Consider the following 25023-nt stretch of genomic DNA (forward strand, 5'->3'; position numbering starts at 1 on the left):
GCGGCTGCCGGCCAGCCAGTCGGCCATCCAGCTGTCAGCCAGCCAGCCGGCGCGCCGCCGCGGCCACGGTGTCGAGCGCGCGCTCCAGTTCCGGCGTGCGCAGGTTGCCGCAGTTCAGCCGCAGAAAATGGTTGAAGCGGTTCGAATTGGAGAACATGGCGCCCGGCATCACGCGGATACCGTCGCCGATCACCTGCTCGAATACGGCTTCGGATGACACGCCGCGCGGCATTTCCACCCACAGGTGCAGACCGCCGCGCGGCAGCGTGAGCCGCGTGCCGGCCGGGAAGGTGGTGGCCACCCGCTGCGCCATCCATTCGCGCTGCACGCGCAGTTGGGTGCGCAGCCGCCGCAGGTGGCGGTCGAACGCGCCGGTGCCCATGTACTCGGCCACCGCGATCTGCGTCAGCATCTCGTTGGGCCGCGACAGGCCGAATTTCAGCATTTCCACGCGCGCCTGCCACTTGCCGGCCGTGATCCAGCCCAGCCGCATGCCGGGCGCCAGCACCTTGTGCAGCGACGCGCAGTGGATCACCGTGCCGGTGGTGTCCCACGCCTTGGCCGCTGGCAGCGGGGCATCGTCGTCGAACGTGGCCGAACAGCAGTCGTCCTCGATCATGGCGATGCCGCGCGCGGCGCACCACGCCACCAGCCGCTGCTTGTGCGCGTCGGGCATGACGCAGCCGAGCGGATTCTGCAGGTTCGGCACCACGCAAACGGCCTTGATGTTGGCATAGGTCTGGGCGGCCAGTTCCAGCGCCTCGAGCGAGATGCCGGTCAGGGGGCTGCACGGGATTTCCAGCGCGCGCATGCCCAGGCTTTCCAGGATCTGCAACAGACCGTAATAGGTGGGCGATTCCACGGCGATCACGTCGCCGGGGCCGGCCACCGCGCGCAGGGCCAGCGTCAGCGCCTCGGTGGCGCCGTGCGTGACAACGATTTCCTCGGGCGAGACGTTGATGCGCGACCGCAGCGCGTGACGGGCCAGCGCCGCCCGGAAGGCCGGATGCCCATCGGAATCGACCGAGGTGCCGAACAGTTCCGGGTAGCGGCGCAGGGCCCGCGTGGCCGCGTTGCGCAGCGCGTCGGTCGGGTACAGCTCGGGCGCCCCGCAGGCGCCGCCCAGGTTGATCCGGTGATGCTTGCTGCGCGCCAGGATGGCGGAAATGCGCTGGTGGATGCCGACGTACTGCGCCGGATCGGGCAGGCCGGGCACCGGCTCCTCGATGGGCGCCAGGGCCGGTTGCGCCGGTGCGCACACGAAGTAACCGGACCGGGGCCGCGCTTCGAGCAGGCCGGCCGCCTCGAGTTCGCGGCACGCCTGCAGCGCGGTGGACAGGCTGACCGCGTGCAGCCCCATCAGCGCCCGCACCGACGGCATGCGATCGCCAGGCACCAGCGTGCCCGCCGAGATCGCCTGGCGATAGTGGCCCGCCAGCTGCTGGTAGAGCGGGCCGGACGCGTGCGGCGGGACGGGGCGGGCAGCGGAGGCCGGGGCGACGGCAGGGGCAACGATGGACATGGCGGCATCATCGCGCGGGCGCGACGGTTGGAACAGATACAGATGGTACGCCGCTGTATCGTAACAGCGCCAAAGTTTTGCATCTGTTCTGGTCGAGGGCGCGAACGCTTGTGCCTGTTGGCCCGGCGGGCGCGCCGATACGCTGGTGGCACGTTTTTCATTTGCCAAGGAGTGCCGCCATGTCATCCCCCGAGACGATTTCCGGAGACGTTCAGACCATCTTCCTGGCGGCCGGCCAGTGCCTCAGCCTGCACCTGAAGGCCGGCGCGGTAGTGCATGTCCAGCAAGGCCGGGTGGCCGTGGCGGGCGCGCCGCGCTGGCTGGCCGAGCAGGTGTGCCAGGTGCCCCGGCATCTGTGCTCCGGCGGTGCCTGTGTGATGGCTACGGCAGGTTGGCACCAGCTGGTGGCGCAGGGGCCGGTGCAGTTGCGGATCATGACGCCGGCGGCGCGCCCGGGGCTATGGTCGCTGCTAAAATCGCGGCTCGGCCGTTCTGGCCTCCTGCTGGGTAACGCCCGGCCACCAGACATCCAGGCCGCAGAAGAATCGGTACCCCATGCTACGTCTCAGTGAAGTCAAACTGCCGCTCGACCACGTCGAGAGCGACCTCGAGGCTGCCGTGCGCAGCCATCTGGCCCAGATCGGTGTCAAGGGCGACGGCCTTGTCGGATTCACGGTGTTCCGCCGTGCGCACGATGCCCGCAAGCGCGACGATATCAAGCTGACCTACATCATCGACATCGAGGTCAAGGACGAGGCTGCCGCCGTCAAGCGCATGCAGCGCAAGCCGAACTGGAGCATCACGCCGGACATGGCGTATCACTTCGTGGCCAGGGCGCCCGAAGGCGGCCCGAAGTCGCGTCCGGTGGTGATCGGGCTGGGACCGTGCGGGCTGTTGGCCGGCCTGCTGCTGGCGCAGATGGGCTATCGCCCGATCATCCTGGAACGCGGCAAGGAAGTGCGCGAACGCACCAAGGACACCTTCGGCCTGTGGCGCAAGAGCGTGCTGAATCCGGAGTCGAACGTGCAGTTCGGCGAGGGCGGCGCGGGTACGTTCTCCGACGGCAAGCTGTACAGCCAGATCAAGGACCCGAAGCACTACGGCCGCAAGGTGCTGCAGGAATTCGTGCGCGCGGGTGCGCCCGAGGACATCCTCTACAAGGCGCGGCCCCACATCGGCACGTTCCGGCTGGTGAGCATGGTCGAGAAGATGCGCGCCGAGATGCTGGAGCTGGGCGCGGAAATCCGTTTCGAGACGCGCGTGGACGATATCGACATCGACAACGGCCAGGTGCGCGGGCTCAAGCTGTCCAACGGCGACTACCTGCCGTGCGACCACGTGATCCTGGCCGTGGGCCACAGCGCACGCGACACGTTCCACATGCTGCATGACCGGGGCGTGTTCATGGAAGCCAAGCCGTTCTCGCTGGGATTCCGCATCGAACACCCGCAGGGGCTGATCAACCGCAGCCGCTTTGGCAAGTTCGCGGGCAACAAGCTGTTGGGCGCGGCCGACTACAAGGTGGTGCATCACGCCAGCAACGGCCGTGCCGTGTACAGCTTCTGCATGTGCCCCGGCGGCACCGTGGTGGCCGCGGCGTCCGAGCCGGGGCGCCTGGTGACCAACGGCATGAGCCAGTATTACCGCGCCGAGCGCAACGCCAACGCCGGCATCGTGGTGGGGATCACGCCCGAGGAGGACTTCCCGGGCGGCCCGCTGGCTGGCATCGCATTTCAGCGAAAGTGGGAAGAGCGCGCGTTCGCGCTGGGCGGTGGCGACTATCGCGCGCCGGGCCAACTGGTGGGTGACTTCATTGCCGGGCGTGCGTCCACGTCGCTGGGATCGGTCGAGCCGTCGTACAAGCCGGGCGTGACGCCCACGGACCTGAGCACGTCGCTGCCCGACTACGTCATCGACGCGATCCGCGAGGCGCTGCCCGAGCTGGACAAGAAAATTGCCGGGTTTGCCATGCACGATGCGGTGCTGACGGGCGTGGAGACGCGGACGTCGTCGCCGCTGCGCATCCGGCGCAATCGCGACGACTACCAGAGCATCAACGTGCGCGGCCTGTATCCGGCCGGCGAGGGCGCCGGCTATGCGGGCGGCATCTATTCGGCGGCCATCGACGGCATCGAAGTGGCCGAGGCCGTGGCGCTGCACATCGAGAACGGACAGTGACGATGCCCGGGCAGGCCGTCGGCCCCGAAGACGAGCGCGTCGTCGCCGACGTGCGCCACTGGCTCACGCGCGCCGTGATCGGCCTGAACCTGTGCCCGTTCGCCAAGAGCGTGCATGTGAAGGGGCAGGTGCGGTATGTGGTCAGCCAGGCCACGCGCGACGAGGACGTGCTGGACGACCTGGAGCGCGAACTGCGGGCGCTGGCCGAGGCCGATCCGGAGCAGGTGGATACCACGCTGCTGATCGTGCCGCACGCGCTGGCCGATTTCCTGGCCTACAACGACTTCCTGTATTTCGCGGACCGGCTGCTCGGCAGCCTGCGGCTGGAAGGCACGCTGCAGATCGCGAGCTTTCATCCGCAATACCAGTTCGAGGGCACCGCGCCGGACGATATCGAGAACTACACGAACCGGGCGCCGTATCCCATTCTGCATCTGCTGCGCGAGGACAGCATCGCCCGCGCGGCGGAGGCTTTCCCCGAGGCCGAGGACATCTACGAGCGCAACATGGAAACCCTGCGCCAGCTTGGCCACACGGGGTGGCTCAAGTGGATGGCGGGCCAGGGCGATCTCTGAGCGGGCAGTCGCTGCGGCGTTGCGCGCGTCCGCTTACGCCGACGTGGCGGGCGTGGCGGACGTGTCGGGGGTGAAGAAGCGGTCGCCCAGTTCCTCCAGCCCCACGGACTCCAGCACCTGCTGCAGCCGCTCGGCTGGCCGGCGGCGCGGCAGGTCCTTGTACTGGGCGATGATCAGTTCGTTCTTCATCGAATGTTCCCAGCCCACCAGTTCGGTCACGCTGACCTGGTAGCCGTGCGCCTCCAGCTGCAGGCAGCGCAGCACGTTGGTCAGCTGGCTGCCGAATTCGCGCGTGTGCAGCGGGTGGCGCCAGATTTCCGTCATCGGATTGCCAGCGAGCAGCCGGCCCTTGTGCTTGCGCAGCACCGCTGCCACTTCAGCCTGGCAGCACGGCACCAGCACGATATGCTGCGCGTGCTTGGCTAGCGCGAAGCGGATTGCATCGTCGGTGGCGGTATTGCACGCGTGCAGCGCCGTGACGACGTCGACAGTCTCCGGTAGCGCCGGCGATGTGATCGAATCGGCCACGGACAGGTTCAGGAACGACATGCCCGGGAAGCCCAGGCGCCTGGCCAGCTCGGTCGAACTGGTGACCAGTTCCTCGCGCGTCTCGATGCCGTAGATATGCGAGCTGTCTTTCAGATCCTTGAAGAACAGGTCGTAAAGGATGAAGCCCAGGTAAGACTTGCCGGCGCCGTGGTCCACCAGCGACACGGCGCCTTTGGCGTCCTTTACCTCGCGCAGCAGGGGCTCGATGAACTGGAACAGGTGGTAGACCTGCTTGAGCTTGCGGCGGCTGTCCTGGTTCATCTTGCCGTCGCGCGTCAGGATATGGAGTTCCTTGAGCAGCTCGATGGACTGGCCGGGACGGACTTCGTGGGTGCTGGACATCGGGGGAACTGGGCTGTGGCGGCTTCGGAAAGGCCGACAGTTTACCGAAAACACCGTCGAAACACCTGCACCCCACTTTTGTGGGCTAAAGCTCACTCGCCCGATTGCCGTTAAACCTTCGATCACGACAAGCAGAGTTGGCGCAGGTACGGCCGTCCAAGCGGAAGGACCCCGGGGCACGAACCCCAGCCGGCATGGCGCCAAGCAGAACGAGAAAGCGGGGAGCCATGAACGCGGACGTGGGATTACGCCTGGAACTCAACCAGCCGGGCGATCAGGTGAGGGCCTGCTTTACGCCGGAACCGGGCCGGATGCCGCCGGATCGGGCGGCGCTGGAAGCATCGCTGGCCGAGCACGGCTGGCAGGGGGCGCGCCTGGACCAGGCGGCCGTGACCGGCTTTCTGACCCAGTGCCAGCTGACCGACCGCGAAATCGACGCGGTAATCGGCACGGTGCTCGATGGCGCCTTCGAACTGGAGATCTCCGCCGACAAGCTGCAGCTCCTGCTGACGCTGATGCCGCCCGAAGGCGGCCGCAGCATCGAGGAAAGTGATATCGCCGCCGCTGCCGCATCGATGGGCGTGGTGGCGCTGCTGGATTCCGCAGCCATTGGCGTGGCGCTGGAGGCCGGCAGTTGCGAAGGCCGCGAGATCGCACGCGGCGTGGCGCCCGTGCAGGGCGAAATGGCGCGCTTCGACAGCCTGGTGCAGCAGAAAAGACCGGCGCAGGCCGACAACGAGGAAGAGCGCGTCGATCTGCGCGACCTTGGCAACCTGCTGCTGGTGAATCCCGGCACGGCGCTGATGCGCCGCACCCCGGCCAGGTCCGGCAAGGATGGCATGGACGTACTGGGCAAGCCCATTGCGGCCGAGCCCGTGGTGGACACGCCCTATGCGGCGGACCTGACCGGTGTGGCCGCCGACCCCAACGACCCGAACCTGCTGCTGGCAGTCATCGCCGGATCGCCGCGCGTGCTGCCCAATGGCGTGATCGTCAGCCCCGTGGTCGATGTGGATGCGGTGGACCTGCATTCGGGCAACGTCAATTTCGATGGCTCGCTGCGAGTGTCGGGCGATATCCGCACCGGCATGTCGGTGCGCGTCACGGGCGACGTGGTGGTGCAGGGCACGATCGAGGCGGCCCATGTGGAAGCCGGGGGCGACGTGATCGTCAAGGGCGGCATCATCGGCAAGGCCGACTCGGCCCATGGCGGCGACCCCAACGAGGTGGCCAGCGTGCGTACCCGGGGTGCGGTGCATGCGCGCTATATCCAGAACGCGATCGTCGAGGCCGCGACCGAGGTGGTGGTCGAAAGCGGCATCCGTCAGAGCGATGTGTCGGCGGGCCAGCGCGTGGTGGTGGGCACGCCCACGTCCCAGGGCAGCATCAGCGGCGGCCGCACGCGCGCGCTGCAGTCGGTCAGCGTGGCCACGCTGGGCGCCCCGGCAGGATCTGCCACCGCCGTGCAGGTTGGCCTGAACCCGTTTGCGGACCAGCAGAAGGGCGAACTGGAAGCGCGCCGCCGCAAGGTGCTGGACGACCAGGCCAAGTTGCAGCAGCTGGTGGCCTTCTTTGCCAAGAATCCCGAGCGCGCGCAGGGCGACGTCCGCGAGAAGGCACGCGCCACGATGTACAAGATCAACCGCGACCTGTTCGAACTCGATGCGGATATCGCCAGGCTGGCCGAGCAGATCAAGCCGTCGGACGACGCCGTGATCGCCGTGGGCCGCCGCATCCATGGCGGCGTGACCCTGCAGGTGGGACACAAGGTGCTGAAGGTCATGGAAGACAAGACCGGCGGCCAGGTACGGGTCATCGAAGACCGGATCACGGTGACCTGATCCTGCCGAAGGCGGACCGGTTGCCGAGGGCTGGCCGCCGGTTCGGCCTTGCGGTCCGGCGGGCGGATATGACGGGTTTCGTTACGGTCCGGCGTGACACGTTACGTCGCCCGTAACATCGTGGCGCCTTCGCGCATGGCGCGCTGGCTTCGGTACGATGGCGCGCACAGCCGCCAATCCTTGCTGCGCATAGCATTTCAGCCAATTTTGCAGTTGCACGTGCGGCGCGTGACGGACAGATATTGTCTGGCACGCCGTTTGCTCGATCTCCCATATCAAAACCAGACACCGGGGGAAACGCAACATGACCGCACTCGTGATCGAAGACCAGCCGCTGGTACGTCTGGGCATGCAGGGATTGCTGGAACGGATACCTGGCGTCGGCGCCGTGCGGGCCCTGGACCCGGCCGGCATCCTGGCGCTGGAGCCAGGCCTGGAGGCGCCCATCGTGGTCTATGGCATGTCCGGCGACAGCAGCGACAACTGGTACCTGCTGCGCCAGCTGCATCAGGCGCTGCCCCACGCACGCATCCTGCTCCTGTCCGACAACATGTGGCTGCGCGTGCCGGCATCGCTGGAAACGTGCGGCGTCATCGAGCACCTGCCCAAGTCGGCGTCGATCGAACGCATGGAAGCAGTAGTGTTGCAGATGCTGGGCTGCGATGGATTCCTGCCGATGCGCGGCAGCCTTCGAGACGCATGGCAACCGGCCTATCATCCGCGCGTGGCGTCGTAACAGGCCGGCGTCGTCGCTCGAAATGTTATTGAGACGAATCCGATTTCACTGACGCCACGGTTTTTCGTGGCGTTTCGTGCCTGGAATTTCCGTCATCCCATCCTACCGGATCGGATCCAATGTGGATCGTGGGCAGATGATGGGGGCCGTGGCCAACGCGTCGATGATCGTCAGGCAGTGCGGCGGGTGACGGCGGCGCGGCAAGCCCCAAAGCGAAAGCCAAAGCAAAAAGGGCAACCCGAATGGGTTGCCCTTCCTACTTCAAGTGATGGTGCCGGAGATAGGAGTCGAACCTACGACCTTCGCATTACGAATGCGCTGCTCTACCAACTGAGCTACACCGGCGAATCCTGACTTGTAAAACCTGTTCCTATCGCTGCGATTCGCGCTGTTGCTGAGTTTGCGTCGAATCGGATAGAGCCAGCGATAATATCAGCGACTTCCGGGTTTGTGAAGCCCCTTGTGCAGGTTTTTTATCGCATCCTGCAGGCGGGGCTGCCCGGTACGCCGCTGTGGCAGCCAGCAGTGTGCGGCGACAACAGGCGCAAGGATCGCACAGGCGCGGCCGATGGCTTGGCGCAAAAAAGGGGCGAAGCTGCCCCCTGTTCCGGATTGACCCGACACCCGGCGGCACCCGGCGGCGACCGGGCGATCAGAACTTGTGGCGCAGGCCGGCCATCACGCCCACGCGGCTGCCGTGGCCGTAGAACGGCGTCTGGAACGTCGGCTGCGCGCCCAGCGTGCGCCACGCGTCGGTCAGCGACGTGTAGTCGGCTTCCAGGTAGACGTCGGTGCGCTTGCTGAAGGCGTAGTCGAGCATCATCGCGCCGGTGAAGCGGTTGCCCGAATCGCCGGCATGCTTGAGGTGGTCGTAGGTGCCGAGGGCGATCAGCGACCATGCCGGATTGAACTGGTACTTGGCGCCCAGGTAGCCGGCCTGGTTCCTGTAGCCGGCGTTGTCGACGTTGCTGTTCGTGTAGCCAAGATAGATCGTGGCCGGACCGGCGGTGTAGGTGCCGCCGAGCGTCCAGACCTTCTGGTCGCTGTTCGGCACGGTCACGCCGTAGTAGCTCGTGGTGTCCTTCATGATCTGGTAGCCGCCGGCCACCATGAACGGGCCCGTCGCGTACGTCAGGCTGCCGCCTGTCGACGACGACCGCGCCACACTGCCCGGTTGCTCGCCGAATGCGTGCTGGGCTGCAATCGTAAAGCCGCCAAATTTTCCGGCGTACTTGACCATGTTGTCCTGACGGACGCCGCCGGTGTAGTTGCCGCCCTGGAAACCAACGATGGCAAGATTGGCCAGCGCCATGGCGTCATAGCTGGCGATGACCTCGTGGATCACCGTGAATTGCCGGCCCAGCGTGATGGTGCCGAAGTCGCCCTGCATGCCGACATAAGCCTTGCGGCCGAACAGGCGGTTGCCTTGCAGGCTCTGCCCGGCATCGGGCGAGAAGCCCGATTCCAGCACGAACAGCGCCTGGTAGCCGCGCCCCAGGTCTTCCACGCCGTAGAGGCCCCAGCGGCTGCCTGTCAGCACGCCATCGGTCATCTGCACCTTGCCGTTACCGGCGACACTTTCGTTCGAGGTGTAGCGGATCGTGGTGTCGACGATGCCGTAGAGCGTGACGTTCGACTGGGCCTGGGCCGGTGCCGCGGCACCGATGGCGGCTAGTGCTGCTGTCGTGGCGAAGGGCGCAAGGGCTCGCTTCATGATGTGTGTCTCCATCCTGGCTATTGATTTCGTTTTTGCTACGGAAGCGCCGGTGCCAAATGCTTGTTCGACTTCTGGCCGAAGTGGATCGGCTTGTGCATTGCCCTCACCGGCTGGCATGGAAGGCGGGCAGGGGAGTCACTCCCCTGGCGCCGGGACAGACAGTCCAGATCGATTGGGAAAGGCAATCGATGTGATCCGATGTCCTATGACATCGTACCTTACAGAAAAATAACGAAGCAAGACATACGACGAGACATTGAGTGGATCAGCAACAGTCGCGGGCGAGATCAAATACCAGCTCAATAGGTTGCAATCGGGTGCAGTCCAAATTTATGTATTAGCTTAATTTGCATTGCAGCAAATCGCCGTCAGTCTCATGTCGGTCATTGACATTCAACGGGAAAGCGTTGGCTGTGGCGGAATGACGCAAATCCTGGATCGCGATATCGACGCTCTGGAAACACGGGGTTTCACACGTTTGCGAGAAAATAATCCGCACAGCAGCAATTAACGTCTGCATGTATGGAGCTTAAAACTTCTAGGGATTTTACCGAGGCGATATTACCTTGACCGCAATCGGGCAGACGATTAGATTCCAGTTGCGTTGTATGACGACAGATCAATACCACCCTAATCAGTCATTGGCGCGCGTTGAGTTCGATCCCGCGCACCTGTGCCGCCCGACACCATGTCTCAGACCTCCAAAGACCCGCTCGACGGCGTCACCACCCGTTGCCATCGCATTCTCCTGACCGGCGCCGCCGGCAATCTCGGAAAAGTTCTACGTGATCGGCTCAAGCGTTATGCCGATGTGGTGCGCGTGTCCGATATCGCCAGCCTGGGCGGCGCCCGCGAGCAGGAAGAGGTGGTGACGTGCGACCTCTCGGATCCCAAGGCTGTGCATGCGCTGGTGGAAGGCGTTGACGCGATCGTCCACCTTGGCGGGGTGTCGGTGGAGCGGCCGTTCGAGGAAATCCTGCCCGCCAACATCCAGGGCACGTACAACATCTACGAAGCGGCACGCCGCCACGGCGTGCGCCGCATCGTGTTTGCCAGCTCGAATCACGTCATCGGCTACTACAGGCAGGGGGAAGTGCTCGATGCCGATACGCCGCCCAGGCCCGATGGCTACTACGGTGTCAGCAAGGCGTTCGGCGAGCAACTGGGCAGCTTCTACAGCGACCGCTACGGCATCGACACCGTGGCGTTGCGCATCGGTTCGTCGTTCCCCGAGGCCAAGGATCGCCGCATGATGGTGACGTGGCTGGGCTACGACGATCTGGAACAGCTGCTCAAGCGCGCCCTCTTCGTGCCGAAGGTTGGCTTCCTGATCGTCTATGGCGCTTCAGCCAATCGCGACAGCTGGTGGGACAACAGCAAGGCCGCGCGCCTGGGATTCAAGCCCGTGGAGTCTTCCGAGCAGTTCCGCGCCAAGGTGGAATCGGTGCCGCCGCTGCCGGCCGACGATCCGGCCGGTTGGTATCAGGGTGGGGCCTTCGTCAAGGCCGGCCCGTTCGGCGACTGAGGGGCCCGCACGCGATGACCGACGCCTTTGAACGGATCGGCGACATGCGCTGCGGCGTGGGGGAAAGCCCCGTGTGGCGTGCATCGGAAGCCGCCCTGTACTGGACCGATATCCCGAATCGCTCGCTGTGGCGCTTCGATCCGGCCAGCGGGCGCATCGACCAATGGGCCGTGCCCGAGATGGCCGGCTGCATGGCCATGACCCCCGACGGCGGCTGGCTGCTGGCGATGGAGACCGGCATTTTCCGGATGGGCCGGCTGGTGGCGGGGCAGCCTGCACCCGAGGCCCGGCGCGTGGCAGCCGTGGCGCATGCGCGTGAGGGCATGCGGTTCAACGATGGCCGTTGCGACCGGCAGGGCCGCTTCTGGGCCGGCACGATGGTGATGGACATGTCGCTGGCCGCCACCGACGGCAAGCTGTATCGCTTCGACGCCCGCACCGGCGCGCTGGACGTGATCCGCGACGAGATGATCACGCCGAACGGCCTGGCCTTCAGCCCCGATGGCCGCACGATGTACGTGTCGGATTCGCATCCGGCCCGGCAGGCCGTGTGGGCCTATGACTATGACATCGACACGGGCACGCCGTCCAACGGCCGGGTGTTCATCGACATGAATCGCTACCCCGGACGGCCCGATGGCGCGGCGGTCGATGCCGATGGCTGCTACTGGATCTGCGGCAACGATGCCGGCCAGGTGCATCGCTTCACGCCCGATGGCCGGCTGGACCGCAGCCTGGCGGTGCCGTTTGCCAAGCCCGCCATGTGTGCGTTCGGCGGCAGCGGCCTCGATACGCTCTATGTGACGTCGATCCGCACCGACGACACCGATCCGCTGTCCGGCGCGGTGGTGGCGCTGCGCCCTGGCGTGCGCGGCACGCCCGAGCCCGTGCTGCGTGACCGGTCCTGATCCGAAGACGGCGCGCCGAGCCGGGCGGGCCGGGCAATGTGTTGACTTGAACGACAAATAACTGATAACGCTGGAGGCAAGACACATGTTTCAAAAACACTTCGCACGTACCCGGCTGGGTACCCTGATGGCCGCACTTGCGACAGCCGTGGCGTTGCCGGTCGGGGCGCACGCCGCGGATTTCCGCTCCGCCGACATTCACCCCGACGACTACCCCACCGTGCAGGCCGTGCGCTACATGGGCGACCTGCTCAAGCAGCGATCGAACGGCAAGATGTCGATCAAGGTCTTCGCGCAGGGCGCGCTGGGCAGCGAGAAGGACGCCATCGAACAGACCAAGATTGGCGCGCTGGCGATGGTGCGCGTGAACTCGGCCGCGATGAACAACATCTGCGAAGCCACCATCGTGCCGACGATGCCGTTTCTGTTCCGGTCCACCGACCATATGCGCCACGTGCTGGACGGCCCGATCGGTGAAGACATCCTGAAGTCGTGCGAAAAGAACGGCTTCATCGGGCTGGCCTGGTACGACAGCGGTTCGCGCTCGATGTACACCACCAAGCGCCCCATCAAGACCCTGGCCGATGCCAGGGGCATGAAGATCCGCGTGCAGCAGTCGGACCTCTGGGTGTCGCTGCTCGAAGCCATGCATGCCAATGCCACGCCGATGCCGTGGGGCGAGGTCTACACCGCGCTGAAGACCGGTCTGGTCGATGGCGCCGAGAACAACTGGCCCAGCTACGAAAGCTCGCGCCAGTTCGAAGTGGCCAAGTATTACTCGCTGACCGAGCACTCGATGGCGCCTGAAATGCTGATGTTCTCGAAGGTCGCGTGGGATCGCCTGTCGAAGGAAGACCAGGCCATGGTGCGCCAGGCCGCCAAGGATTCGGTGCCTTACATGCGCAAGCTGTGGGACGAGCGCGAGCAGAAGTCGCGCAAGCTCGTCGAGGCGTCGGGCGTGCAGATCATCCAGGTGGACAAGGCCTCGTTCCAGGCCGCGATGAAGCCCGTGTACGACCGCTTCATCACCAGCGCGCAGATGAAGGACCTGGTGCGCCGCACACAGGAAACGAAGTAAACCGCCGACCTCAGGTTGCAGGGAATTCATCATGCTTTCGCCATCTCCCACGCCGGCCACGCCGGCGGATGGCGTGCGCGAGCCCGCCGCTGAGGCGGGCGCCGTGCGCGCCCCCGTTTACACCCGGTTCTGCGCCGCCCTGGCCCGTGCCTGCCTGGGCCTGGGCGTGTTCGGCCTGCTGCTGCTCGTGGTCGCCGTGCTGTACCAGGTCTTCGGCCGCTACGTGCTCAACGACACGCCCACCTGGGCCGAATCCATCGCCATGCTGCTGGTGCTGTATGTGACGATGCTGGGCACCGCCGTGGGCGTGCGCGACGCCGGCCACATCGGCCTGGAATCGCTGCTGGTCCTGCTGCCCGATCGTCTGCGCGCCAGGCTGGAGATCCTGATCCATGTGCTGGTGGGCGTGTTCGGTGCTGTCATGGCCTACAACTGCGCGTTCCTGGCGCATTCGGTGGCGGACTACAAGCTGCCGACGCTGGGCATTTCCGAAGGCTGGCGCTATCTGCCGCCGGTCATCGCCGGCACGCTGATCGTGCTGTTTTCGATCGAACACATCATTGCAGTGCTGAAAGGCACGGAAGTGGAGCCGGCATGGCACTGATCATTCTTACCGTCTGCTTCTTCGGCTTCCTGATCCTGGGGGTGCCGGTGGCATTCGCCATCGGCCTGTCGGCCGTGGCCACCATCCTGTACGAAGGCCTGCCGCTGGCGGTGGTGTTCCAGCAGATGACCTCGGGCATGAACGCGTTTTCGTTCCTGGCCATCCCGTTCTTCATCTTCGCCGGCGAGCTGATGCTGTACGGCGGCATTGCCGACCGCATCGTCAATTTCGCCAAGTCGATGGCCGGCCATGTGCGCGGCGGCTTGGGCATGTCCAACGTGGTGGCCTGCACGCTGTTCGGTGGGGTGTCCGGGTCGCCGGTGGCCGACGTGTCGGCCATGGGCGCGGTGATGATCCCGATGATGAAGCGCGAGGGCTATCACGCCGACTACGCCGTCAACGTGACCACCCACGCGGCACTGGTGGGCGCGCTGATGCCGACCAGCCACAACATGATCATCTACACGCTGGCCGCGGGCGGCAAGGTGTCGATTGCCGCGCTGATCCTGGCGGGCGTGCTGCCGGCGCTGATCCTGACGATCTGCAACCTGGCCGCCGCGTACTTCGTGGCGCGCAGCCGCGGCTATCCGTCCGGCAAGTTCCCGGGCTGGGAGATCGTGGGGCATTCGCTGGCCGCCGCGCTGCCAGGCCTGTTCGTGGTGGTGCTGATCCTGGCCGGCATCCTGTCGGGCGTGTTCACCGCTACGGAATCGGCCGCGGTCGCCGTGCTGTATGCGCTGACACTAACCGTGTTCCTGTACCGCTCGCTGACGAGGGAGCAGTTCATCAAGGCCGCCGCCAAGGCGGTGAAGACCACCGGCGTGGTGCTGCTGCTGATCGGCATTTCGGCCACGTTCGGATACATGATCAGTCTCTACGGCGTGGCCGAGCTGACCGGCCAGTTCCTGAGTTCGGTGTCCACCAGCCCCTGGGTGATCTTCCTGATGGTGAACCTGATGCTGTTCATCCTGGGCACGTTCCTTGACATGGCGGCCACCATCCTGATCTGTACGCCGATCTTCCTGCCGATCTGCATGCACTACGGCATGAGCCCGGTGCAGTTCGGCATGCTGATGCTGATCAACTGCGCGCTGGGGCTCAACACGCCACCGGTGGGCACCACGCAGTTCGTGGGTTGTGCGATCGGCGGGGTGTCGGTGAGGCAGGTCATGCGCACGATCTGGCCGTTTTACGGTGCGCTGGTGGCTGCGCTGCTGCTGGTGACATATGTGCCGGCGTTCTCGCTGTGGCTGCCCGACGTGCTGCTGAAGTAGGCGGTTTTCCCCCGCTCCTGCGCGCAGGAGCGGGGAGTCGACACGTCGAGGACTGACTGACATGCCCTGGCTTGCATCTGGCCCCCTTTATACGCTGCACGCGGGCGCGCATACGTTGACGGTGGCGCCGGCCGCCGGCGGGCGCATGGCGACGTTCCGTACCGCGCGGGCCGACGGCCATGTGATCGACTGGCTGGCGCCCATGCCCTGGCAGGCGCTGGAACAAGGCTTTGACGGGTTCCAGTGGCCCAAGGCCGGCAGCTATCCGTTGCTGCCGTTCTCGAACCGCATTCGCGAGGGCCGTTTCCGCTGGGACGGGCGCGATATCGATCTGCCCGCGCATCCGGGGCAGGCCCATGCGATGCACGGGTTTGGCCATGCGCGCCCCTGGACCGTCGTCGAACAGGGTCGCGACCGCATCGTCATGGCGCTGGTACATGCGCCAGCCGGCGGTGACTGGCCTTGGGCGGTCAGTGCCTGCCAGACGCTGCGGCTGACCGAAGATGGCCTCGATGCCGAGCTGGCGATCCGTAATGATGGCGAAACGGCTATGCCGGCGGGCGGTGGCTTTCACCCGTTCTTCGCGCGCTTGCCGGGCATGCGCCTGCAGTTCGATGCCATGCATATGTGGCCGGCGGATGCGGGTGGCGTGGCCACGGGCCGTACCGTGGTGGGGAACCGCGAACGGTTCCTGCGCGAGCGCCACCTGCCCGATGCCGATCTGAGCGTCTATTACAGTGGCTGGAAGCGTGTGGCGACGCTGAAGCGGCCCGATGGCGCCGCGCTGACGCTGCGCGCCGGCGACGGGCTCGATCACCTGGTGCTGCACGCACCGGGCGGCTGCGATTTCGTATGCGTGGAGCCGGTGTCGCACGTGGCCGATGCGGTCAACCTGTCCGCGCGTGGCTGGGAGGGCACCGGGCTACGCCGGCTGGCGCCGGGCGACACGGCCGCATGGCGCATGCAGTGGCAGGTCGCTCCCTGACCGCCGCCGGAAGCCGGAGGCCAGAGGGGGGCGGAAAAGCAAACAGGGCGCTGGGGCGCCCTGTTTGCGTGGAAATTTCCGCCGCGATGCCGCGGATCAGGCCTTGCCGGCCGCTTCCTGGTGGTAGCGCGTCACGCGCTCCACTTCGTTCTTCGAACCCAGGATCACCGACACGCGCTGGTGAAGCTTGGTCGGCGTCACGTCCAGGATGCGCTCGTGGCCGTTGGTGGCCGCGCCGCCGGCCTGCTCGACCAGGAACGCCATCGGGTTGGCTTCGTACATCAGGCGCAGCTTGCCCGGCTTCTCGGGCTCGCGCTTGTCCCACGGATACATGAAGATGCCGCCGCGCGTCAGGATGCGGTGCACATCGGCCACCATCGACGCAATCCAGCGCATGTTGAAGTTCTTGCCGCGCGGGCCATCCTCGCCGGCCAGGCATTCGTCGATGTACTGGCGCACCGGGGGCGCCCAGTGACGCATGTTGGACATGTTGATCGCGAATTCCTTGGTGTCTTCCGGGATCTTCACGTCCGATTGCGTCAGCACGAAGCTGCCGGCCTCGCGGTCGAGCGTGAACATGTGCACGCCGTTGCCGACGGTCAGCACCAGCGTGGTCTGCGGGCCGTACACGGCATAGCCGGCCGCCACCTGGTGGGTGCCGGGCTGCATGAAATCGCTCTCGGTGACGGTCTCGCCCGGCTTGTGCATGTGCAGCACCGAGAAGATCGTGCCGATCGACACATTCACGTCAATGTTCGACGAGCCGTCGAGCGGATCGAACAGCAGCAGGTATTCGCCCTTCGGGTAGCGGTTCGGGATCTCGTAGAACGAATCCATTTCCTCGGACGCCATGGCCGCCAGGTGGCCGCCCCATTCGTTGGCGTCCAGCAGCACTTCGTTGGCGATCACGTCGAGCTTCTGCTGCGTTTCGCCCTGGACGTTGCCGGTGCCGGCCGAGCCCAGCACGCCGGCGAGGGCGCCCTTGCTGACGGCGTTGGAAATGGCCTTGCAGGCGCGCGCAACCACCTCGATCAGCAGCCGGAGTTCCGGCTGGATCGTGTTGTGCTTGCGCTGCTCCTCGACCAGATAGCGGGTGAGGCTGATGCGTGTCATGGTGGGTTCTCCTTGGATGGCCGCCATTCTACAGGGCCGGCGCTGCGGACAGGCCGTTTTCGGCCCGTCGAGCGCCTTGGCCGGCACATCAGCTTGCCAGCGCCTTGCCTACGATCTCGCGCACGTCGCGCGACAGCGTGGGAGCTGCCGCCACGCGTTCCAGCGCCGCGCGCATGCGGTCGCGCAGCGGGATCTCGTACTTTTGCCAGCGGTCCATCACCCGCGCCAGCCGCGCCGCCACCTGGGGGTTGATCGCGTCGAGCGCCAGCACCTGGTCGGCCCAGAACGCGTAGCCCGAGCCATCGGCGGCATGGAACTGGGCCGGATTGCCCGAGCAGAAGCTGAAGATCAGCGACCGTGCCCGGTTCGGGTTGCGCAGGTTGAACGCCGGATGCTCCATCAGCGCGCGCACCGTGTCGATCGTGCGCTTGCCGGCGTGCGGACCCACCTCGCCGCGCTGCATGCCCTGCAGCGAGAACCACTTGTCGATGACCAGCGCGTCGTCCTCGAATCGCTCGTAGAAATCGGCCAGGGCATGCTCGCGGCCCGGCGCGAAGCTGTTGACCAGCGCCGACAGCGCGGCAAAGCGGTCGGTCATGTTGTCGCTCTGCTGGTAGTGCCGGTCGGCCAGCGCCTGCATGTCGGCGTCGCCGCTGTCGGCCAGGTAGCCCAGCGCCAGGTTGCGCAGTGCCCGCTTGGCCATGGACCCGGCATCGGGGCTGTAGTCGCCCGGCGTGGCATTGGCCTGATACGCAGCCAGCCATTCGGCCTTGAGCGCGCGGGCCAGGCCTTCGCGCATGAACAGGCGGGCGCGATGGATCGCTGCCGGATCGGCCACGCCCATGCGCTCGGCCAGATAGGCTTCGGCCGGCAGCATCAGGGCTTGCTCGCGGAATGCGGGATTCAGCGATCCATCGGTCAGCACGGTCCGGAAAGCCGCCACCAGCGCCGGGTCCAGCTTCAGTTCGCGCTGGGCCTGCACGTCGCCCACCAGTTGCAGCAGGGCGCGCGTGGCCAGGCGCTGGCCGGCTTCCCAGCGGTTGAACGCGTCGCTGTCGTGCGCCAGCAGGAAGGTCAGCTCGGCATCGGAATATTCGTAATCGACGATCACCGGGGCCGAAAAATTGCGCAGCAGCGACGGCAGCGGGGGCCTGGCGCCCTTTGGCAGGCCGACGAAGCGGAAGGTCTGCTCGGCCTGGGTGAAATCGAGCACGCGCGTGGTGCCGGCCGCCCGGGTTTCGCCGTCGAGCTGCAGCGGCAGGTCGTTGCCCTGGGCGTCGATCAGGCCCAGTGCGAACGGGATGTGAAAGGGCTGCTTGTCTGGCGTGCCGGCCTTGGTTTCGATGCCCACCTTCGGGCAGCTCTGCGTCAGCGTCAGCGCCAGCGTGCCGGCGGCGCCATCCCATTGCGTCCGGGCCGTCACCACCGGGGTGCCGGCCTGGCTGTACCAGAGGCCGAACTGCGTGAGGTCGCGGCCGTTGGCGTCGGCCATGGCGGCGCGGAAGTCGTCGCAGGTCACGGCCTGGCCGTCATGGCGCTTGAAATACAGATCCATGCCGCGGCGGAAGCCGTCGCGACCCAGCAGGGTCTGATACATGCGCACGACCTCGGCGCCTTTCTCATAGACCGTGACCGTGTAGAAGTTGTTGATTTCCTCGTAGCTGTCGGGACGCACCGGGTGGGCCATCGGGCCGGCATCCTCGGGGAACTGCACCTGGCGCAGCACGCGTACGTCCTCGATACGCTTGACCGCGCGGCCCGATTCCGAGCCCATCATGTCGGCCGAGAACTCCTGGTCGCGGAACACGGTCAGGCCTTCCTTGAGCGACAGCTGGAACCAGTCGCGGCAGGTCACGCGGTTGCCGGTCCAGTTGTGGAAGTATTCGTGCGCCACCACCGATTCGATATTGGCGAAATCCACGTCGGTGGCGGTCTGCGCATTGGCCAGCACGTACTTCGTGTTGAAGATGTTCAGGCCCTTGTTCTCCATCGCGCCCATGTTGAAGTCGCTGACGGCGACGATCATGAAGCGGTCGAGATCCAGTTCCAGGCCGAAACGGCGCTCGTCCCAGCGGATCGAATGGATCAGCGAATCCATGGCGTGGCGCGTCTTGTCCAGGTCCTGGGGCTCCACCCAGACCTGCAGCAGCTTTTCCTTGCCCGACGCCGACACGATCTTCTCTTCGATGCGTTCGAGCTTGCCCGCCACCAGCGCAAACAGATAGGACGGCTTGCGGAACGGGTCTTCCCAGACGGCTTCGTGGCGGCCGTCCGGCAGGTCGGCCTGCGACAGCAGGTTGCCATTGGACAGCAGCACCGGGCAGGCGGCGCGGTCGGCGCGCAGCGTCACGCGGTACGTGGCCATCACGTCCGGGCGATCGAGGAAATACGTGATGCGACGGAACCCTTCGGCTTCGCACTGTGTAAAGAAATTGCCATTGGAGACGTAGAGTCCCGACAGCGTGGTGTTGGCGGCCGGGTTGCAGGCCACCGTGATCTGCAGCGTGCCCTGCGCGGGAAGGCCGGTCAGCGTGAGCGTGTCGGCTTCGGCGCGGTAGGTGGCAAGCGGCTGGCCGTCCAGGGTGATACCGATCAGTTCGAGTGCTTCGCCGCTGAGTACCAGCGGCGCATCGGCGGCGCCGGTGCGCTGCAGCTTCAGCGTGCTGGTGACGAGGGTGCGCTGCGGGTCGAGGTCGAGCACGAGATCGACATGATCGATGGCAAACGCGGGCGGAGTATAGTCCTTGCGATAGACGGTAACGGGCGTGTCGGTACGCAGCATGGGGAGATCCTGTCTTCGGGTGACCGGGGGCGGCGGGCCGTGAACGGTGACAACCGGCCCTGAAGCCCCCATTGTAGCCAAGCGGTTTCAGGCCTGCGTCGCGTCGGTGCCGGCGTGGGAATTCGGCTGCCCCGATCGTGTCTGAGGAAACGTGACCGAATCAAGAATAACGAGGTGTGACGATGTGGCAAGCAGCGGTTTCATGGGGACAACGGCGTGGGCGGGGTGGCCTGGGTGTGCTGGCGGCGCTCGCCGCGCTATGGCTGGCGGGTTGCGCCAGTACCGTCACCACCGAGGTGACCGCGTTCCGCGACGCGGCCTGGACCAATGACGCGCCGCGTACCTACGCATTCGACCACGCACCGCACCAGGACGCGCAGCTCGATCGCCAGACGTACGAACTGTGGCTGTCCCAGGCCCTGTCCGGCGTTGGCTTCGAACAGGCGCCCCCCAAGCAGGCCCGGTACCTGGTGACGATGGACTATGACGCCGCGCCCGGCTTCGTGCGGGTGGCGGAAACCGTCTATCCCGATCCCTGGTATGGCCCCTGGGGCCCGTACTGGGGGCCGTACGGCGGGTATCGCCCGTGGGGCCCGTATGGCTGGGGCCCGGGCTACTGGCCGCCGCAGACCGTGGTGCGCGATGTGCCGGTGACGTTCTCGAACCTGCGGGTCTTCTTCAAGGATGCCGCCAGCGGCAAGCGGGTCTACCAGGTGACGGCGCGCAACACCACCGAGGGCGGCGACCTGACGGCCGTGATGCCCTACATGATCCGCAGTGCGTTCACCCATTTCCCGGGCGAAAGCGGACGACCGCGGCGCATCACGCTGGAAGTCCAGAAGGACCAGAAGTAGCGAAAAACCGGCATGCATTCGTCGACATTCGTCCACCGGCATGTTTCGCTGGTGGACGAATCGCACTGGCTACCGTGAAGTAAAAGGAGTTTTTCGACGCTGCGCCGTAAAAACACTGTCCGGACCCAGGCAAAGCCCTTCCGGCAGGGGAAGGGTGGGCATAGAATGGCTGCTCGATTTTTTTCGCCTTCTCTTCCCGGACAAGCAGAATGAGCAGCAAGACCAGCGGTGATGCACCGCAACACGCCCCGAACAGCCCCGAAGCGCAACTGCGTCTGGCCGCGCTGGAATACCACCGCAGCCCGACCAAGGGCAAGATCCAGGTAACGGCCACCAAGGCGCTGTCGAACCAGCGCGACCTGTCGCTGGCCTATTCGCCGGGCGTGGCCTACGCCTGTGAAGAGATCCACAAGGACCCCGCGATGGCCGCCGAGTACACCTCGCGCGCCAACCTGGTGGCGGTGATCACCAACGGGACGGCGGTGCTGGGCCTGGGCGACATCGGTCCGCTGGCCGGCAAGCCGGTGATGGAAGGCAAGGGCTGCCTGTTCAAGAAGTTCGCCGGCATCGACGTGTTCGACATCGAACTCGATGCGCGCGACCCGGACAAGATCGTCGAGATCGTCGCCGCGCTGGAACCCACGCTGGGCGGCGTGAACCTCGAGGACATCAAGGCGCCCGAGTGCTTCTACATCGAGAAGAAGCTGCGCGAGCGCATGAACATCCCCGTCTTCCATGACGACCAGCACGGCACCGCCATCATCTCGGCCGCGGCACTGCTGAACGGCCTGAAGGTGGTCGGCAAGGAAATCGGCAAGGTCAAGGTGGCCGTGTCGGGCGCGGGCGCTGCAGCCATTGCCTGCCTGGACACGATGGTCAGCCTGGGCGTGAAGCGCGAGAACGTGTATGTGGTCGACTCGAAGGGCGTGATCTTCCAGGGCCGCGACGCGAACATGGAAGCCAACAAGGCCCGTTACGCGCAGGACACGGCGGACCGCACGCTGGCCGACATCGTCAAGCATGCCGACGTCTTCCTGGGCTGCTCCACCGCGGGCGTGCTGACCGGCGACATGGTCAAGACCATGGCCGAGAAGCCGATCATCCTGGCGCTGGCCAACCCGGAACCGGAAATCCGCCCGGAAGTGGCCAAGGCCGCCCGTCCGGACTGCATCATCGCCACTGGCCGTTCGGACTATCCGAACCAGGTGAACAACGTGCTGTGCTTCCCGTACATCTTCCGCGGCGCGCTCGATTGCGGCGCCACGAAGATCACGGAGGAAATGAAGCTGGCGTGCGTGAAGGCCATCGCCGAGCTGGCCGAAGCCGAACTGAACGATGCCGTTGCCGCGGCCTACGGCGGCCGCGAACTGAAGTTCGGCCCCGACTACATCATCCCGACGCCGTTCGACCAGCGCCTGATCGAGAAGATCGCGCCGGCAGTGGCCAAGGCTGCGGAAGAGTCGGGCGTGGCCACGCGTCCGATCAAGGACCTGGAAGCCTACCGCCAGCAGCTGTCCAGCTACGTGTACCACACCGGCCTGATCATGAAGCCGGTGTTCTCGGCCGCCAAGGCCGCGCCGAAGCGCGTGGCCTACGCCGAGGGCGAGGAAGAGCGCGTGCTGCGCGCCGTGCAGGGTGTGGTGGACGAAGGCCTGGCCCGTCCGATCCTGATCGGCCGCCCGCACGTGATCCAGATGCGCATCGAGAAGGCCGGCCTGCGCCTGCGCGCCGGTGCCGACTTCGAACTGATCAACCCGGAAGACGATCCGCGCTACCGCGCCTATCACGAGGAATACCACGCGCTGCGTGGCCGTGATGGCGTGACGCCGGACATGGCCAAGGTGGCGCTGCGCCGCTCCAACACGCTGATCGGCACGATGCTGATGCACATGGGCGATGCCGACGCGCTGCTGTGCGGCACGGTCGGCCGCTTCGAGGCTCATCTCGAACACGTGCGTGACGTGATCGGCCTGGCGCCGGACGCCAAGGTCTTCGCCGCGATGAACGCGCTGATGCTGGAAAAACATACGCTGTTCATCACCGACACGTTCGTCAACGATGATCCGAGCGCCGAGGAACTGGCCGCGATCGCGCAACTGGCGGCCAAGGAAATCGGCCGCTTCGGGCTGCATCCGAAGGTGGCCATGATGTCGCACTCGATGTTCGGTTCGTCGAACCGTCCGTCGGCGCGCAAGATGCGCGACGCGGCGGAGATCCTGGCCCGCGTGGCACCGGAGCTCGAAGTGGAAGGCGAAATGCAGGGCGACGCCGCGCTGGATGAAGACGTGCGCCGCCACTTCCTGCCGGGCACCAAGCTGGCCGGCAGCGCCAACCTGCTGGTCATGCCGACGCTGGATTCGGCCAACATCGCGTTCAACCTGCTCAAGATGACGGGCGGCCAGGGCGTGACGGTGGGCCCGATCCTGCTGGGCGCCGCCAAGCCGGTTCACATCCTGAATCCGCAGGCCACCACCCGCCGCATCGTCAACATGACGGCCGTGGCGGTTGCGGAGGCTGGCGCGATCCGCTAAGCACCTGCATTCTGATCTGAGAGTTTTGCAGATCTGATGGTCTTAAAAGGAAACCGGGCCGCGAGAGTCTCTCGGGGCCCGGTTTTTTTTGTCGGTGCGCTGGCACGTCTGCCGGGGTGTCAGCGCGTCGGCGGGTCAGTACGCACGGGTGGCGTGTGCCCAGCCAAGAAGACCTTGGCTATTGCAGCACGTTGTACTGCTCCCGCATCACCACGATGATCGAACGGGCCGCGGCCATCTGCTGTGCCAAATCGTCGAAGGTGTCCTGGCGAAAATCGACCTCAGCACTCCAGTTGCAACCCGTGTGGTCCGGCGAATGCACGCGCATCGCATGCAACTCCACCTCGCCGCATTCGGGGTTGTTGTCCAGGCACTGGCTCAGGATGGCCATCAGTTCCGATCGGGATTTCACATAGCGCCGCATGCGTCACCTCACTCGTCCTGGTTTACGTGGTCCGGCACACAGTCCGGAAGACCAATCTAGGTAGAACAGGGGGGCGCCGCCAATTGAATCGCGCTATGGAGCAATGGCTTCCGATCCTGCTGCATTTGCGCAAGATCGCGCTGCGGCGCAGCATTGTGGCGCAACGGTGACTGCCGCGCGCAAGAAAAAAGCCTGCCGCGCGGGCAGGCTTCAGTGCTGCGGGTGTAGCCGACTGCCGTGATCAGAAGCGGTGGCGGACGCCGACGCCGAAGGTGTCGCCGTGCTCTACGCCCGTGACCTTGTCGTAGTAGTACGCGGCGTACACGTCGGTGCGCTTCGACAGGTTGTAGTCGTAGGCCACGCCGAACGTGTTGCGCTTGATGCTGGTCACTTCGTTCAGCACGCGGCCGAACGTGTACGACGCCAGCACGTTACCCGCGCCGACGGGCACCGACACACCGGCCTGGCCGTCGATGTGCTTGATGTCGCCCGTGGTGCTGGTCGTGAAGTTCGTCTTGATGTACTGGCCTTGCAGGTACGCTTTCACGAACTTGAAGTCGTACGTCACGCCAGCCTGGACGGCCGACTGCTTGTCGAGGTTGGCCAGCGCCGGGTTCTGCGGGTCGAACGGTGCAACGTCGAACTTGACCTGCTGGAACGCCACCGTGGCGGCGAAGTTGCCCGAGAAGTAGGTCAGGTTGCCGCCCCACTTGTTCTTGCTGTTGCTGCCAGCCGACTCGCCCATGCCGTAGATCAGGTTGGCGGTCAGGCCGCCGAAGGTCGGCGTCGAGTAGACCAGCGAGTTGTTCCAGCCCGAGTCACCGATGATGCCCGGATCGTACAGGCCCGTGCCCGGCGTACCGAAGTACGTATGGAAGATCATCGGGCTGAAGGTGTACGAGTCCACCAGCGGGTTGAACAGGATGGTCGACACGAAGTACGGCGTCGTGTTGCGGCCCAGCTTCAGCGTGCCGTACTTGTCGTTCGTCAGGCCGACGAACGCGTTGCGGCTGAACATCGAGTCGCCGGTGAAGCGGCCCGTGCTGCCGGTGTCCGGGCGGAAAAAGCCGTTCAGGTCGAAGATGGCCTTCGTGCCCATGCCCAGGTCCTCGGTACCCTTGATGCCCCAGTACGAGGTTTGCATGCCACCGGAATTGACAACGTAGGCACGGTCGCCCGAGCCCGGTGCCTTGACACCTCCGACAAAAGCGTCGGCCATGCCGTACAGCGTCACGCTGGACTGGGCCATGGCTGCGCCGGAGAAAAGGGTGGCCGCGATTGCCGCCAGCTTGATAGCCGGCTTGTACTGCTTCGTCATGTAAGACCTCCGTGGTTGTGATGCTGCTCAGAACGTTTTCTTGTGTGCCGGGACCCTGGCGGGGTCTTCTTCTGCTTTGTCTCTCGGCCGCGCACGGTGTCTGCCAGTAGCAGTGGCACCGGCGCGGCCGGAGACTTTTTTTACAGCGATGCTGCGTCGCTGAACGT

The 25023-nt window shown here is 65.6% G+C and carries 20 protein-coding genes and 1 tRNA gene; 13 read left to right on the top strand and 8 right to left on the bottom strand.

Annotated elements, in window-relative coordinates; translation table 11 throughout:
- Positions 1 to 34: 34 nt before the first annotated feature.
- Entirely contained in the window at positions 35 to 1522 is a 1488-nt protein-coding gene (locus D9X30_RS12600) for an aminotransferase-like domain-containing protein (RefSeq protein WP_153947538.1), read from the bottom strand.
- A 179-nt stretch (positions 1523 to 1701) separates the two neighbouring features.
- Here D9X30_RS12600 and D9X30_RS12605 point away from each other — a divergent pair, with 179 nt between their 5' ends.
- From D9X30_RS12605 to D9X30_RS12615, 3 genes are read left to right on the top strand one after another with little or no spacing between them, the layout of a single operon-like run.
- The gene (locus D9X30_RS12605) at positions 1702 to 2094 is read left to right on the top strand and encodes a hypothetical protein (protein ID WP_153947539.1); all 393 of its coding nucleotides are present in this window, start codon (positions 1702 to 1704) and stop codon (positions 2092 to 2094) included.
- On the top strand, positions 2078 to 3700 hold the full coding sequence (locus tag D9X30_RS12610) for an NAD(P)/FAD-dependent oxidoreductase (protein ID WP_153947540.1): 1623 nt from the start codon (positions 2078 to 2080) through the stop codon (positions 3698 to 3700). The genes D9X30_RS12605 and D9X30_RS12610 overlap by 17 nt, the downstream gene beginning before the upstream one ends.
- Before the next feature lie 2 nt (positions 3701 to 3702).
- Positions 3703 to 4275 carry a DUF1415 domain-containing protein gene (locus D9X30_RS12615; RefSeq protein WP_153947541.1) on the top strand — a complete coding sequence of 191 codons (573 nt, stop codon included), beginning with the start codon at positions 3703 to 3705 and terminating at the stop codon, positions 4273 to 4275.
- 33 nt (positions 4276 to 4308) lie between these two features.
- Here the strand turns inward: D9X30_RS12615 and D9X30_RS12620 are convergent, their stop codons facing one another.
- The gene (locus D9X30_RS12620; RefSeq protein ID WP_153947542.1) at positions 4309 to 5166 is read right to left on the bottom strand and encodes a class I SAM-dependent methyltransferase; all 858 of its coding nucleotides are present in this window, start codon (positions 5164 to 5166) and stop codon (positions 4309 to 4311) included.
- A 227-nt stretch (positions 5167 to 5393) separates the two neighbouring features.
- On the opposite strand from D9X30_RS12620, the gene D9X30_RS12625 reads away from it, so the two are divergent.
- The gene (locus D9X30_RS12625; RefSeq protein ID WP_153947543.1) at positions 5394 to 7007 is read left to right on the top strand and encodes a flagellar assembly protein A; all 1614 of its coding nucleotides are present in this window, start codon (positions 5394 to 5396) and stop codon (positions 7005 to 7007) included.
- A gap of 304 nt (positions 7008 to 7311) precedes the next feature.
- Positions 7312 to 7743: a response regulator gene (locus tag D9X30_RS12630; protein ID WP_194946503.1), complete on the top strand. Its 432-nt coding sequence runs from the start codon at positions 7312 to 7314 to the stop codon at positions 7741 to 7743.
- A gap of 269 nt (positions 7744 to 8012) precedes the next feature.
- Here D9X30_RS12630 and D9X30_RS12635 read toward each other — a convergent pair.
- A tRNA-Thr gene (locus D9X30_RS12635) sits at positions 8013 to 8088 on the bottom strand.
- A gap of 307 nt (positions 8089 to 8395) precedes the next feature.
- Positions 8396 to 9457: a porin gene (locus tag D9X30_RS12640; RefSeq protein ID WP_153947544.1), complete on the bottom strand. Its 1062-nt coding sequence runs from the start codon at positions 9455 to 9457 to the stop codon at positions 8396 to 8398.
- A 691-nt stretch (positions 9458 to 10148) separates the two neighbouring features.
- On the opposite strand from D9X30_RS12640, the gene D9X30_RS12645 reads away from it, so the two are divergent.
- The 6 genes from D9X30_RS12645 (at position 10149) to D9X30_RS12670 (ending at position 15834) form a co-directional block, all read left to right on the top strand.
- Positions 10149 to 10985: an NAD-dependent epimerase/dehydratase family protein gene (locus D9X30_RS12645; RefSeq protein ID WP_153947545.1), complete on the top strand. Its 837-nt coding sequence runs from the start codon at positions 10149 to 10151 to the stop codon at positions 10983 to 10985.
- Between the two features lie 14 nt (positions 10986 to 10999).
- Positions 11000 to 11893, top strand: coding sequence for an SMP-30/gluconolactonase/LRE family protein (locus D9X30_RS12650; RefSeq protein WP_228770878.1), 894 nt, complete (start codon positions 11000 to 11002; stop codon positions 11891 to 11893).
- Between the two features lie 85 nt (positions 11894 to 11978).
- On the top strand, positions 11979 to 12971 hold the full coding sequence (locus D9X30_RS12655) for a TRAP transporter substrate-binding protein (RefSeq protein WP_502799630.1): 993 nt from the start codon (positions 11979 to 11981) through the stop codon (positions 12969 to 12971).
- Positions 12972 to 13002: 31 nt separating this feature from the next.
- Complete coding sequence (locus D9X30_RS12660) at positions 13003 to 13575, top strand: TRAP transporter small permease (RefSeq protein WP_153947546.1); 573 nt, start codon at positions 13003 to 13005, stop codon at positions 13573 to 13575.
- Complete coding sequence (locus D9X30_RS12665) at positions 13566 to 14849, top strand: TRAP transporter large permease (RefSeq protein ID WP_153947547.1); 1284 nt, start codon at positions 13566 to 13568, stop codon at positions 14847 to 14849. Before D9X30_RS12660 ends, D9X30_RS12665 begins: the two co-directional genes overlap by 10 nt.
- 61 nt (positions 14850 to 14910) lie before the next feature.
- On the top strand, positions 14911 to 15834 hold the full coding sequence (locus D9X30_RS12670; protein WP_153947548.1) for an aldose 1-epimerase: 924 nt from the start codon (positions 14911 to 14913) through the stop codon (positions 15832 to 15834).
- A 96-nt stretch (positions 15835 to 15930) separates the two neighbouring features.
- Here D9X30_RS12670 and D9X30_RS12675 read toward each other — a convergent pair whose 3' ends face one another.
- Both D9X30_RS12675 and pepN read right to left on the bottom strand, forming a co-directional pair.
- Complete coding sequence (locus D9X30_RS12675; RefSeq protein ID WP_153947549.1) at positions 15931 to 16947, bottom strand: class 1 fructose-bisphosphatase; 1017 nt, start codon at positions 16945 to 16947, stop codon at positions 15931 to 15933.
- 88 nt (positions 16948 to 17035) lie between these two features.
- The gene (gene pepN / locus D9X30_RS12680; protein ID WP_153947550.1) at positions 17036 to 19729 is read right to left on the bottom strand and encodes an aminopeptidase N; all 2694 of its coding nucleotides are present in this window, start codon (positions 19727 to 19729) and stop codon (positions 17036 to 17038) included.
- Between the two features lie 182 nt (positions 19730 to 19911).
- Between pepN and D9X30_RS12685 the strand changes: the two genes are divergently transcribed.
- On the top strand, positions 19912 to 20583 hold the full coding sequence (locus D9X30_RS12685) for a DUF4136 domain-containing protein (RefSeq protein WP_153947551.1): 672 nt from the start codon (positions 19912 to 19914) through the stop codon (positions 20581 to 20583).
- A gap of 209 nt (positions 20584 to 20792) precedes the next feature.
- Complete coding sequence (locus D9X30_RS12690; protein WP_153947552.1) at positions 20793 to 23114, top strand: NADP-dependent malic enzyme; 2322 nt, start codon at positions 20793 to 20795, stop codon at positions 23112 to 23114.
- Between the two features lie 178 nt (positions 23115 to 23292).
- Here the strand turns inward: D9X30_RS12690 and D9X30_RS12695 are convergent, their stop codons facing one another.
- Both D9X30_RS12695 and D9X30_RS12700 read right to left on the bottom strand, forming a co-directional pair.
- Positions 23293 to 23538, bottom strand: coding sequence for a hypothetical protein (locus D9X30_RS12695; RefSeq protein ID WP_029051014.1), 246 nt, complete (start codon positions 23536 to 23538; stop codon positions 23293 to 23295).
- Between the two features lie 241 nt (positions 23539 to 23779).
- Entirely contained in the window at positions 23780 to 24856 is a 1077-nt protein-coding gene (locus D9X30_RS12700) for a porin (RefSeq protein ID WP_153947553.1), read from the bottom strand.
- Between the last annotated feature and the right edge of the window lie 167 nt (positions 24857 to 25023).

Source organism: Cupriavidus sp. U2, assembly GCF_009663685.2.
Lineage (GTDB): Bacteria > Pseudomonadota > Gammaproteobacteria > Burkholderiales > Burkholderiaceae > Cupriavidus > Cupriavidus necator_C.